Annotated in this window: 15 protein-coding genes; all 15 read left to right on the top strand. The window is 43.1% G+C overall.

Features of this window, described 5'->3' with window-relative positions:
- Window positions 1-43 precede the first annotated feature (43 nt).
- Window positions 44-1,951, top strand: coding sequence for a hypothetical protein (locus NHH16_RS03695; protein WP_262068260.1), 1,908 nt, complete (start codon window positions 44-46; stop codon window positions 1,949-1,951).
- A 119-nt stretch (window positions 1,952-2,070) separates the two neighbouring features.
- A complete protein-coding gene (locus tag NHH16_RS03690) occupies window positions 2,071-3,582 on the top strand; it encodes a DUF1538 domain-containing protein (RefSeq protein WP_275982038.1) in 1,512 nt (503 codons plus the stop codon).
- Window positions 3,583-3,599: 17 nt separating this feature from the next.
- Window positions 3,600-4,286, top strand: coding sequence for a hypothetical protein (locus tag NHH16_RS03685; protein ID WP_262068258.1), 687 nt, complete (start codon window positions 3,600-3,602; stop codon window positions 4,284-4,286).
- A gap of 104 nt (window positions 4,287-4,390) precedes the next feature.
- On the top strand, window positions 4,391-4,723 hold the full coding sequence (gene ylxM, locus NHH16_RS03680; RefSeq protein WP_262068257.1) for a YlxM family DNA-binding protein: 333 nt from the start codon (window positions 4,391-4,393) through the stop codon (window positions 4,721-4,723).
- Between the two features lie 3 nt (window positions 4,724-4,726).
- Window positions 4,727-6,079 (top strand): signal recognition particle protein, encoded by a 1,353-nt coding sequence (gene ffh, locus NHH16_RS03675; RefSeq protein WP_262068256.1) that lies wholly within the window; start codon window positions 4,727-4,729, stop codon window positions 6,077-6,079.
- Window positions 6,080-6,116: 37 nt separating this feature from the next.
- The gene (rpsP, locus tag NHH16_RS03670) at window positions 6,117-6,362 is read left to right on the top strand and encodes a 30S ribosomal protein S16 (protein WP_262068255.1); all 246 of its coding nucleotides are present in this window, start codon (window positions 6,117-6,119) and stop codon (window positions 6,360-6,362) included.
- 18 nt (window positions 6,363-6,380) lie between these two features.
- Window positions 6,381-6,611, top strand: coding sequence for a KH domain-containing protein (locus tag NHH16_RS03665; protein ID WP_262068254.1), 231 nt, complete (start codon window positions 6,381-6,383; stop codon window positions 6,609-6,611).
- Window positions 6,612-6,672: 61 nt separating this feature from the next.
- On the top strand, window positions 6,673-7,179 hold the full coding sequence (gene rimM / locus NHH16_RS03660; protein ID WP_262068253.1) for a ribosome maturation factor RimM: 507 nt from the start codon (window positions 6,673-6,675) through the stop codon (window positions 7,177-7,179).
- A 5-nt stretch (window positions 7,180-7,184) separates the two neighbouring features.
- A complete protein-coding gene (trmD, locus tag NHH16_RS03655) occupies window positions 7,185-7,916 on the top strand; it encodes a tRNA (guanosine(37)-N1)-methyltransferase TrmD (protein ID WP_262068252.1) in 732 nt (243 codons plus the stop codon).
- 100 nt (window positions 7,917-8,016) lie between these two features.
- Complete coding sequence (rplS, locus tag NHH16_RS03650) at window positions 8,017-8,364, top strand: 50S ribosomal protein L19 (RefSeq protein ID WP_262068251.1); 348 nt, start codon at window positions 8,017-8,019, stop codon at window positions 8,362-8,364.
- 60 nt (window positions 8,365-8,424) lie between these two features.
- Window positions 8,425-8,997, top strand: a complete 573-nt coding sequence (lepB, locus tag NHH16_RS03645; protein WP_262068250.1) for a signal peptidase I — start codon at window positions 8,425-8,427, stop codon at window positions 8,995-8,997.
- Window positions 8,998-9,846 (top strand): ribosome biogenesis GTPase YlqF, encoded by an 849-nt coding sequence (gene ylqF, locus NHH16_RS03640; protein WP_262068249.1) that lies wholly within the window; start codon window positions 8,998-9,000, stop codon window positions 9,844-9,846.
- A 34-nt stretch (window positions 9,847-9,880) separates the two neighbouring features.
- Entirely contained in the window at window positions 9,881-10,450 is a 570-nt protein-coding gene (gene lepB / locus NHH16_RS03635; protein ID WP_262068248.1) for a signal peptidase I, read from the top strand.
- Window positions 10,443-11,102: a ribonuclease HII gene (locus tag NHH16_RS03630; RefSeq protein ID WP_262068247.1), complete on the top strand. Its 660-nt coding sequence runs from the start codon at window positions 10,443-10,445 to the stop codon at window positions 11,100-11,102. Before lepB (NHH16_RS03635) ends, NHH16_RS03630 begins: the two co-directional genes overlap by 8 nt.
- Complete coding sequence (locus NHH16_RS03625) at window positions 11,099-11,461, top strand: YraN family protein (RefSeq protein ID WP_262068246.1); 363 nt, start codon at window positions 11,099-11,101, stop codon at window positions 11,459-11,461. Before NHH16_RS03630 ends, NHH16_RS03625 begins: the two co-directional genes overlap by 4 nt.
- Window positions 11,462-11,473: the final 12 nt, after the last annotated feature.

The raw sequence follows: 11,473 nt of genomic DNA, 5'->3' as shown, positions 1-11,473 counted from the left end.
ACTTCAAAATTTTAGAGGAAAGATATTAGGAGGAGATAAGATTATGAAAAAGAGAGGTCTGTCATTAATAATGGCAATTATGTTGATAGCGGGTTTAATACTCCCTACAACAACAGTGAAGTCAGCGCCTGAGTCAGCCCAATATGCAAATTGGCAAATTGATAATCAGTTGCAGTGGTTTGATATGGGAAGCAATGACGGCGAGACTTACACTTATGAAGTTTACAATGAAAGTAGCAAAACTGTTATTGAGAGTGGTACATTCCAAGGAAGTATGTCTACCCAAAAAGTAAGTGCAGATTTACATCTTACAGTACAATATTATCTGAATGTAGACGGTGAAAAGGTATTGGTTTATTCTCGTCAGTCACCAGAAGTGCATACTTATGAAGTACAGTACTTCTATAAAGATGCAAATGGTGGAGAAACGTTTCTATGTACAGAAGAGGATGGAGAACTTAACTATGGTGATAGATATATCCATACTCCTTCGTCATATATCGTCGTTGGCAATAGAGAGTATCAACCAGTAGATGGACAGGGAAGTATTGCAGTTGTTTACGGTCAAAAGATTTACAAGGTGTATTATACGGATTATGTTCCAGAGCCGACTTACGCTATCGCTAACCTAAGAGATGAATACAACAATATTTTAAAGACTCTTAAAGTGACAATACCTTATGGTAATGGTGGAGATGGATCAGTTACACTTGATATTCCGGCAACGGTTGATAGCAGAAGCAGACATTACTTATATGATGAAGATGCTAATAATGAATTAGCAATTGGTAAATCAGCACCTATTCCTTACTGTGATGAAAATGTAGTGTTTGATATCTTCTACAAGGTTCAAGAAGAGGAAGTTCAAGGCGTATATCCTGTTACCGTAAACTATATGGCCTATGAAGGAAATACTTTCGTTAAGCAAATTGGTGCAAGCGGTTTTACAGGAGATACCACAAAAGAGGGCGATGTTGTATTTACAGGAGCTCCTTTAGAACTAAGAGTAAGAAATAATGTGACAGGAGTAGATGAGTATTATACTCGTGTAGGTGACGGTAAGATAACGCATAAGCACGGCGAAAAGCAAAGAGCTTATGAGGTTCGTTACGAGTTAGCAGATGCTCAAGCAGGTTACGACTGGATTGTAAAAGCGTATGATTCTGAGAACAACTTCTTAAAGTCTTATACATATCGAGTGGAAGTTGACGATACAAAAACACATACAGTAGAGCCTTCTATTAAAAAGGACGGAAAAACTTATATTGTAGGTGAAGGTGTACCTATGGAGTTAGTTCATCAGTTTGGTGGAACAAGAGTTGTAAATGTTGTGTATCAAGAAGTAGGAACGACACTAGTGCCTAGTTATACCTTGAAAGTTCGTTATTTGAGCGTGTCTGATGAAAAAATCTTAAAGGAAGAAGATATCGAAGTTAAAGCCGAAGAAGGTGGCGTAGATATTACTACAGATGCTGAGTTTAAATTTGAAGGTAACGAGTATGTACGTCTTGGTGGTCAGTTAGATAAAATCAGACATAATTATTTCTCGAAGCAAAGAACTCAGGTGGTTTACTTCAGAGATATCAACGACGATGCTAATGCAGATACAATAGTTACGGTAACGGATGTGATTAATGTAGATGATCCAGAGAGTACAGCCGCTGCTGGTGGAGCAACTGAAGGTGATACCGTTACAGTATTGTCAAATGAGACGACAGGTGAAACAGAAGTTTTAGATGAACAGGGAGTACCGTTGGCAGAAAGCATTGCGAACAAGAATGTTCCTAAAGCAAAGAAGGTTGAGAAAGAAGCAGCTGCCAGCGCACAACCTAACTGGCCTGTGATTATCTCTTTATTAGCTTTAGCCTTAGCATTAATTATCGGAGCAGCATTCTTTGTTGCCAAGAAAAAGAAAAAAGTAAATGATGTAGAAGGAAATGACCAAAACTAGTCATAACTACATTTAATAAGAAGAAACCGGAACGATGTTCCGGTTTCTTTTTTTGTCATTTAATGTTAAGATAATAAGCATTAGGATAAAAACACAAGTATAAGAAAGAGGTGGTGCGTTTGAAGAAACAGCTGAAAGAAAAGGTGATGGAGTCCGTAACTTCGGTATTGCCGATTACCTTTATCGTCTTTCTGCTCAGTATAACGGTGGTGCCCATGGAGACGGGAGTTATGGTATTGTTCCTCTTTGGAGCGATGCTACTCATTGTTGGCATGGGACTTTTTACATTTGGCGTTGATTTATCGATGATTTTAATGGGAGAAGGCATGGGTGTATCGATGTCAAAAGCGAAGAATATGCTGATTCCCATTTTGATTACCTTCTTTCTGGGGGCGATCATTACGATTGCCGAGCCGGATCTGCAGGTATTAGCGAATCAAATTCCTTCCGTTCCCAACCTAACCCTAATCTTAGCGGTGTCGGTGGGCGTAGGTGTCTTTTTAGTAATTGCGCTTTTGCGTATCTTATTTAAAATTCGTTTATCTATTTTATTAGTAATCTTTTACGGAATCGTCTTTTTGTTGGCGGCCCTTGCACCGAGCGATTTTGTGCCAGCAGCCTTTGACTCGGGCGGTGTGACTACGGGACCGATTACCGTGCCTTTTATTATGGCTTTCGGAGTGGGTCTTTCCACCCTGCGATCAGATAAGGCGTCCTCGGAGGATAGCTTTGGTCTCGTTGCCCTTTGTAGTATTGGACCGATTTTGGCGGTGCTGTTACTAGGTATATTTTATCAGCCAGAAGCCGTAACCCATGAGAATACGATGGTTTCTGTTAATACGACGGTGGAGGCCATGCACGCCTTTAGGGTAGAACTACCCCTTTATATTAAGGAGATATCCTTAGCGTTATTTCCCATTATCTTTGCCTTTGCCTTGTACCAGATAATCTTTAAGCGGTTTGGTAAGCGCAAGCTAGTGCGGGCCCTGTTTGGCTTTGGGCTTACGTATATCGGTTTGATTATGTTTTTAACCGGTGTAAATGTAGGCTTTATGCCGGTAGGTCAGTTGATTGGCTCAGAGATAGGCGGGAGTCCATACAAGTATCTTCTGATTCCTATCGGTATGGTGGTAGGCTACTTTATCGTTACCGCCGAGCCGGCAGTACACGTGTTAAAGACCCAGGTAGAAGAGATTTCCAATGGTTTAATCACTCAGAATATGATTGGCAATAGTTTGTCGATTGGTGTGGCGGTGTCGGTAGGTTTATCGATGACGCGAATCATCTTTGGGATTAATATCTTCTGGATTTTGATTCCGGGCTATTTGATTGCCTTAGTCCTTAGTTTTTTCGTACCGCCGATTTACACCGGTATCGCTTTTGACTCCGGTGGGGTGGCCAGTGGTCCCATGACGGCGACTTTTTTGCTACCGCTAGCGATGGGCGCCTGCGAGGCCCTTGGCGGCAATATGATGACCGATGCTTTCGGTATTGTTGCTTTAGTGGCGATGACGCCACTGATTACCATTCAGGTATTAGGCTTTAAGACCGAGATGCAGAGACGGTTTACGAAGAGGCGTTTTCAGAAGCGAGTGGAGCAGATGGACGATGTTATCACGTATTACGATTAAGGAGGTGTTAGGATAAAATGACGGAAAAGAAAGAAGCACCGGTGTCCATACTATTTACGATTGTGGACCGGGGACGAGGCAATAAAGTAACGAAGTTATATTCTACGCGCCAACTAATCAGCCATACCCACTGTGTGGGCGAAGGGACAGCTAGCTCCAAGATGATGGATATGCTAGGGCTTGACGTGGTAGAGAAGGATATGATTATCAGTATGGGGAAGACCGAGCTGATTAACTGTGTGATGTCGGAAATCCATAATACGAATTTAAGCGAGAGCATCAAAAGCAGTGGTATTCTATTTTCCATTGGCTTGTCAGCGATTAACAATATTGTGGCTTCCGTACTGATGGATACCGTTAATGAAGAAGAAATATGTGGGGTAACGTATATGGAACAAGAAGGTAAAAATAGTTTGATTATAGTTGCGATTAATCAAGGGTATACTGACGAGATGATGCAGACAGCTAGGAAAGCCGGGGCAATCGGCGGCACCATTGTGAAAGCCCGTTGGTCAGATGGAGATAAGCTGGAGCAGTTTCACGGAATTACTTTACAGGAGGAGCGGGAGCTAGTCTTTATTCTGGCCTCCTCAAAGACGCGCAATGGGATTATGGATGCGATAAACGAAAAACACGGTCTGACTTCAGAAGCCCACGGCTTAATTTTTAGCGTGCCGGTAGACCGGGCGGTAAAATTGTCGTAGGAAATACACATTAAAATGGAATTCGGCTCTGTCAAGAGAAATTGCTTGACAGAGCTCTTTTGTTATTGTAAGATTACCTAGGTAAGAAAAACTAGGTGATAAACATGGAAAAAATTGTTGAGCTAGGGCTTCTATATGATTTTTATGGAGAGCTTCTAACAGCTAGACAGAAAGAAATATTAGAAAGTTTTATTCTCGACGATCTTTCTCTCTCAGAGATAGGAGAGCTTTATAGCGTAAGTAGGCAGGGGGTGCATGACATGATTAGACGGAGCACCGTGACCTTAAGGGGCTATGAAGAGAAGCTAAAGTTAGTTGAGAAGTTTATGAGCATTAAAGAGAAGGCAGCCCAGATTGATTCTTTGCTGAGAAATCGGCAAGGAGAGGATATCGATAAAGTAAAAGAGATTTCGAGAGAGATCCTTCAGGAGTTATAGTATATGGCATTTGAAAGTTTAAGCGAGAAGCTTCAGAATGTATTTAAGAACTTGAAACGTAAAGGACGTCTGACAGAAGCAGATGTGAAAGAAGCGCTCAAAGAGATTAAGCGGGCACTCTTAGCAGCAGACGTTAGTTTTAAAGTGGTTAGGAATTTTATCAAGACCGTGGAAGAGCGTTCTGTTGGTGCGGATGTGATGAACGGGTTAAACCCGGGTCAGATGGTGGTTAAGATTGTGAATGAAGAGCTAGTTAATTTAATGGGCTCGGAGACCACCGAGATCCAGTTCCAGCCGGGAAAAGCTATTACAGTTATTATGATGGCAGGTCTTCAAGGTGCTGGTAAGACTACCACGGCAGCGAAGCTAGCAGGAATATTCACCAAGAAGGGGAAGAAGCCGTTATTGGTTGCGGGAGATATCTATCGTCCTGCCGCTATTAAGCAGTTGGAAGTTAACGCCGAGAAGCAGGGCGTGGAAGTCTTTTCTATGGGGGATCAAGTAAAGCCACCAGAGATAGCAAAAGCGGCCCTAGAGTATGCTAATAAGAATAATAACGATGTAGTGATTCTCGATACCGCTGGTCGTCTACATATTGATGAAGACATGATGAGCGAGCTGCAAGAGATTAAGGATACTATTACGGTCCATCAGACGATTTTAGTAATCGATGCGATGACGGGTCAAGACGCTGTGAATGTTGCCGCAGAGTTTAATGAGAAAATCGGTCTTGACGGGGTAATCGTGACCAAATTAGATGGTGATACCAGAGGTGGTGCCGCCCTTTCTGTTAAGGCGGTGACGGGTAAGCCGATTCTCTACGTAGGTATGGGCGAGAAGCTGACGGATTTGGAGCAGTTTTACCCAGAGCGAATGGCATCGCGGATTCTGGGAATGGGAGATGTCCTTTCCTTAATCGAAAAGGCGGAAGCCGATATAGATGAAGAAAAAGCCAAAGAAATGAGCAAGAAGCTTAAGAAGGCTCAGTTTGACTTTGATGATTTTCTTGAGAGTACCAAACAGATGAAGAACATGGGTGGACTCGGTAGTATAATGGGGATGCTCCCTGGCCTTGGTGGTGGCATGGCAAAAGGCATGAAGAACTTGTCGGAAGATGAAACTGATCAGGCCGAGAAGAATATGGGGAGAATGGAAGCGATGATTTATTCCATGACGCCAGAAGAACGGCGAAACCCTGACCTGCTTAACCCTTCGAGAAAGCATCGTATTGCAAAAGGTGCCGGTGTCGATATCGCCGAAGTGAATCGAATGGTAAAGCAGTTTAACGAAATGAAGAAGATGATGAAGACCATGACTAAAGGTGGTAAAAGAGGCGGTTTCAAACTTCCCTTTTAACATAGAAAAAACAAATTTTTTACGGAGGTGAAAACTAATGGCAGTAAAGATCAGATTAAAAAGAATGGGACAAAAGAAGGCTCCTTTCTATAGAATCGTAGTAGCTGATTCTCGTTCTCCACGAGATGGAAAGTTTATCGAAGAGATCGGTACTTATGATCCTACTAAGGATCCTAGCGTTTACAATGTAAACGAAGAAGCAGCTAAAAAGTGGTTGCAGACAGGTGCACAACCAACGGAGACTGTTAGCAAGTTATTTAAGATTGCCGGCATCGAAAAATAAATCCGGGAGGTTTGACAGATGCAAGATTTAATCTTAGTTATTACGAAAGCTCTTGTGGACAAACCAGACGAGGTTAAGATCACAGAGAAGGAAGAAAATGGGGCTACTGTTTACGAAATTAAGGTTGCTGATTCCGATATGGGTAAAGTAATCGGTAAACAGGGCCGTATTGCGAAAGCAATCAGAGCTGTGGTTAAGGCCGCAGCCGCGAAAGAAGACAAGAAAGTAATTGTCGATATTATGGATTAAGAAAAAGGGGCTTTATAGCCCCTTTCGCTTAGCCTTTTATCGAAAGATAACAGGAGAAATCATGGAAGATTTATTACGGGTGGGGGTAATATCCTCGACACACGGAATTCGCGGGGAAGTGAAAGTATACCCGACGACAGATGAAAAGGAACGTTTTTTAGAGCTTAAGGAAGTAATTTTAGATACGGGTAAGGAAAAGCGCGTATTAACCATTGCCGGTGTTAAGTTCTTTAAAAACATGGTGATTCTTAAGTTTAAAGGAATCGACAACATTAACGATATTGAAAAGTACAGACAGTGTGAGCTTTTTGTTACCAGAGAAGATGCCACGCCTCTAGAAGAGGACGAGTATTACTTTGGGGACTTAATCGGGCTTGCGGTGTTTGATGAAGAACATAAAGAAATCGGTCGCTTAACGGATATCCTTGAGACTGGTGCCAACGACGTCTACGTGGTAAAAACGGTAGAAGGAAAAGAGCTACTATTACCAGCGATTAGGGACTGCATTAAAGAGATTGATATCGAAGGACAAGAGATGACGGTCCACATTATGGAAGGGTTGTTGTAAGGGAAATGAAATTTCATGTAATGACGCTTTTTCCAGAGATGATTGAAAATATTGCCAATACGAGCATTCTGGGAAGAGCAAAAGCCAATAATTTAATTGAAGTAAACGCCGTAAATATCCGCGACTTTGCCTTTAATAAACACAAAAGCGTCGATGACTATCCTTACGGCGGCGGCGCTGGCATGCTGATGCAAGCCGAACCCGTATATCAAGCCTATTCTCATATCGTAGACTCCGTCCCCAGGCCGCGGTGCATCTTTCTATCACCTATTGGTAAGCCCTTTACCCAGGAGCTGGCAGAGGAGTTTGCCCAGGAGGAAGAGCTAATCCTTCTTTGTGGTCATTACGAGGGGATTGATGAGCGGGTATTAGAAGAAATCGTTACGGATTACGTCTCGATTGGGGATTTTGTAGTAACCGGTGGTGAATTGCCGGCGATGCTTTTAGTGGATGCTATCTCTAGACTTAAGAAGGGTGTGCTTCATAACGATAGCAGTGCTGAATTTGAGAGCTTTCAGGATAATCTTTTAGAGTATCCTCACTATTCAAGACCGGAGGTGTGGCACGATAAGGCGGTACCGGAGGTGCTTTTATCTGGGCACCATGCCAATGTGGAGAAGTGGCGTCATGAGCAGTCTCTTATCCGGACGAAGAAGCACCGGCCCGATCTTTTGGAAAAGGGCTCCCTTGATAAGAAGGACCGAGAATTCCTTTCACAAGAGGAAGAAAAGTCTTGAAACCCGCGGGGAAATATGATATAGTAGCTTAGTTGCAAGTATGAGATGGTCCTCTGGTACAGAAGGTATTAAGAACGTCCAATTTATTTAGGAGGCACAGATGAACGATATTATTAGAAGTATTGAAAAAGATCAATACAACGAGAATGTCAGCGAATTTAGCGTTGGCGATACTGTAAAAGTATACGGTAAGATTAAAGAGGGTGCTCGTGAGAGAATCCAGGTTTTTGAAGGAACTGTTCTTAAGAGACAAGGCACAGGCCCTCGTGAAACCTTTACGGTTAGAAAGAAATCTAACGGTGTTAACGTAGAGAAGACTTGGCCAGTACACTCACCTAACGTGGAGAGAGTGGAAGTTATCAGACGTGGTAAAGTAAGAAGAGCAAAGCTTAACTACTTAAGAGATCGCGTTGGTAAGAGAGCGAAGGTTAAAGAATTAGTTAAATAGACACGCAATCAAAAAAGGACAGTAGGTGCTGTCCTTTTTTGCTATAATAGGGTTATGAGTATGATAAAGAAGATAAAAAATGCCTTTAAAATAATTCGTAAGCACGGAAAAGAGATCTTAAGCTGGGTATTTAAGATAGGGGTTACCTTACTTTTTGCCTTTGTTTTTGTATTTTATTTTGGTAGACAGATCAGTGTGGCAGGGAATTCGATGAAGCCGGTAGCCGATAATGGGGATACGGTTTTGATTAATAAAATCGTGTACAATGCCTTTCGTCCGAAAAGGGGAGATGTGATTGCTTTTCGCCCGAAGGGGAATGATAACAGCCATTATTATGTACGTCGCGTGATTGGTTTGCCTGGAGAGACGATTGAGCTTATAGAGGGCGAGATATACATTAATGAGGTTAAGCTTGAGGAGAGCTACCAGACAAAGGACATTGCCGAGGTCGGTCGGCTTAAGGAACCGCTTACTTTAGCGGATGATGAATACTTCGTGCTGGGTGATAATCGGGAGAATAACGACGATAGCCGCTCGGCCAATGTAGGAAACGTAAAACGAGGATATATGTATGGGAAGGCGTGGCTTTGTATTGATACGAATAAGCGCTTCCATTTGATAAGGAGAGATTAGATGCATTTTCAGTGGTACCCTGGTCATATGACCAAAGCAAAAAGAATGATGCAAGAAAATATCAAGCTGATTGATATTGTGATAGAGCTAGTGGATGCGCGCATTCCCCTTAGCTCACGGAATCCTGACATTGATGTACTGGGAGCCAATAAGAGTCGCTTGATTGTTCTTAATAAGGCGGACCTCGCGGAAGCCAAGAGAAATGCGGAGTGGGCTGAGTACTTTCGGGAGAAGGGTTTCTTTGTTATAGAGTGTAATTCTAAGCGAGGAACTGGTATTAAGGCCGTTCAGAACGTAGTGAAAGAAGCGTGTCAGGCTAAGATAGAAAGAGACCGTAAAAGAGGAATCTTAAATCGTCCAGTCCGGGCAATGGTGGTAGGGATACCTAATGTAGGCAAGTCCACCTTTATTAATTCTCTAGCGGGAAAAGCGGTTACTAAGACTGGCAATAAGCCAGGTGTTACAAAAGGTAAGCAGTGGATTAGACTGAATAAACAGGTAGAACTTCTTGATACCCCTGGTATCCTGTGGCCCAAATTTGAGGATCAAGAGGTAGGCAGACGCCTAGCGTTTATCGGGTCCATTAAAGATGAGATTTTAAATACCGAGGAGCTGGCTACAGATTTGCTTCATTTTATTCGAGAGTACTATCCAGGGACCTTGTCCCAGAAGTATGAAATCGAGGAGACTGGCGAGGATTATGAGTGTTTAATGGAGATTGCCAGGGTGCGTAAGTGTATCGCCTCGGGAAACGAGCTGGACCTTCTAAAAGCAGCCAATCTTTTTTTGGATGATTATCGCAGCGGTCGTCTGGGACGAATTACCCTAGAATACCCATCGGATATGTGATAGAATATTTGGTGACTAACGAAAGGGGACTGGCATGGCAAAGAATAAGAAAACATCACCGGCAAGAGAACTGCTAGGGTGGATTGTATATATCGGCATCATTGTGGTGCTTACTTGGTTTATCATTACTTTTATTGGGATGCGCACCCGGGTGGTAGGAAGTTCTATGGAGACCACTTTGAGCGACGGCGATAATCTGATTGTGGATAAGCTTAGCTATCGGTTTAAGGATCCGGAGCGCTTTGATATTGTGGTCTTCCCTCATGTGGAAGATAGCGGGGAGAAGACTCATTACATCAAACGGATTATCGGTCTTCCCGGGGAGACGGTGCAGATCATTAATGGTCAAGTCTATATTAATGGTCAGGTTTTAGATAGCGACGGCTATGGGCTAGAGGCGATGCGCGATTTAGTAAGCGGGGAGCTAGGGTTTACGCCACTTACTTTAGGCGAAGACGAATATTTTGTCCTTGGTGACAATAGGAATAATAGTTCCGATAGTCGCAATCCCAAAGTGGGAGTGCTAACTAGGAAAGAGCTTACTGGGAAGGCGCTAATACGTATTTATCCCTTTAATAAATTTGGAGTGATTAAGCATGAGTAAAGCCAGTGAAGAGCGGGAGCGTAAGCGCGCGCTAAAGCTTGAACAAGAATTGCATAGACTAACAGCAATGTCCGTATTTGAAAAAGAATATGGACATTGTTCCTATATATGCGGAATCGATGAGGTTGGTAGAGGTCCTCTCGCTGGACCAGTGGTGGCGGCAGCGGTGGTGTTACCAAAGGATTGTCAGATTCTGTATCTTAACGATTCCAAAAAAGTCTCCCCTAAGCGCCGGGACGCGCTTTTTGAGGAGATTCAGGAGAAAGCGATTGCCATCGGCATTGGTATGAGTTCGCCGGCTCGTATCGATGAGATCAATATCTTGCAAGCCACCTATGAGGCGATGCGCCAAGCAATTAGCGGGCTTTCTGTTGTGCCAGAAGTGCTTTTAAACGATGCGGTGACCATTCCAGGAGTGGATATTTTGCAGGTGCCGATTATTAAAGGCGACGCCAAAAGCGTTAGCATTGCGGCTGCCAGCATTATAGCGAAGGTTACGAGAGATAGGCTGATGGAGGAGTACGATAAAGTTCTACCCGGATATGATTTTGCGTCAAATAAAGGGTATGGCACGAAGGCTCATATCGAAGGGCTAAAGACTCTGGGAAAAACGCCGATTCACCGGGAAAGCTTTATAGGTAATTTTATATGATAGAGAATAATAAGAGACAAACAGGCTTTCAATATGAAAAGGCGGCAGGGGCGTACCTTCAGGCGAAGGGCTATACCATTCTCCAGTACAACTATACGTGTCCGGCGGGCGAGATAGATATAATCGCTAAAGACGAGTCTTGTCTAGTATTTGTGGAAGTAAAGTATCGACGCCGGGAGAGTAGTGGTCAAGGCGCCGAAGCCGTGGATGTGCGTAAGCAGCAGAAGCTTTCTAAATGCGCGTTATTTTATATGACGGAAAATCGTCTTCCGGAGACCGATTGTCGCTTCGACGTGGTGGAGATTCAGGGGAAAGATATTGTTGTATATGAAGATGCCTTCTCTTATTGGGGAAATTAGGAGGAAATATAA

The organism is Ohessyouella blattaphilus (assembly GCF_024721265.1).
GTDB classification, from domain to species: Bacteria; Bacillota; Clostridia; order Lachnospirales; family Lachnospiraceae; genus Aequitasia; species Aequitasia blattaphilus_A.
This window is presented reverse-complemented; position numbering and strand designations above follow the sequence as displayed.

Coding starts and splice junctions, on each gene's coding strand:
- NHH16_RS03695 (WP_262068260.1), top strand. CDS start 44: ATGAAAAAGAGAGGTCTGTCATTAATAATGGCAATTATGTTGATAGCG.
- NHH16_RS03685 (WP_262068258.1), top strand. CDS start 3,600: ATGACGGAAAAGAAAGAAGCACCGGTGTCCATACTATTTACGATTGTG.
- ylxM (WP_262068257.1), top strand. CDS start 4,391: ATGGAAAAAATTGTTGAGCTAGGGCTTCTATATGATTTTTATGGAGAG.
- ffh (WP_262068256.1), top strand. CDS start 4,727: ATGGCATTTGAAAGTTTAAGCGAGAAGCTTCAGAATGTATTTAAGAAC.
- rpsP (WP_262068255.1), top strand. CDS start 6,117: ATGGCAGTAAAGATCAGATTAAAAAGAATGGGACAAAAGAAGGCTCCT.
- NHH16_RS03665 (WP_262068254.1), top strand. CDS start 6,381: ATGCAAGATTTAATCTTAGTTATTACGAAAGCTCTTGTGGACAAACCA.
- rimM (WP_262068253.1), top strand. CDS start 6,673: ATGGAAGATTTATTACGGGTGGGGGTAATATCCTCGACACACGGAATT.
- trmD (WP_262068252.1), top strand. CDS start 7,185: ATGAAATTTCATGTAATGACGCTTTTTCCAGAGATGATTGAAAATATT.
- rplS (WP_262068251.1), top strand. CDS start 8,017: ATGAACGATATTATTAGAAGTATTGAAAAAGATCAATACAACGAGAAT.
- lepB (WP_262068250.1), top strand. CDS start 8,425: ATGATAAAGAAGATAAAAAATGCCTTTAAAATAATTCGTAAGCACGGA.
- ylqF (WP_262068249.1), top strand. CDS start 8,998: ATGCATTTTCAGTGGTACCCTGGTCATATGACCAAAGCAAAAAGAATG.
- lepB (WP_262068248.1), top strand. CDS start 9,881: ATGGCAAAGAATAAGAAAACATCACCGGCAAGAGAACTGCTAGGGTGG.
- NHH16_RS03630 (WP_262068247.1), top strand. CDS start 10,443: ATGAGTAAAGCCAGTGAAGAGCGGGAGCGTAAGCGCGCGCTAAAGCTT.
- NHH16_RS03625 (WP_262068246.1), top strand. CDS start 11,099: ATGATAGAGAATAATAAGAGACAAACAGGCTTTCAATATGAAAAGGCG.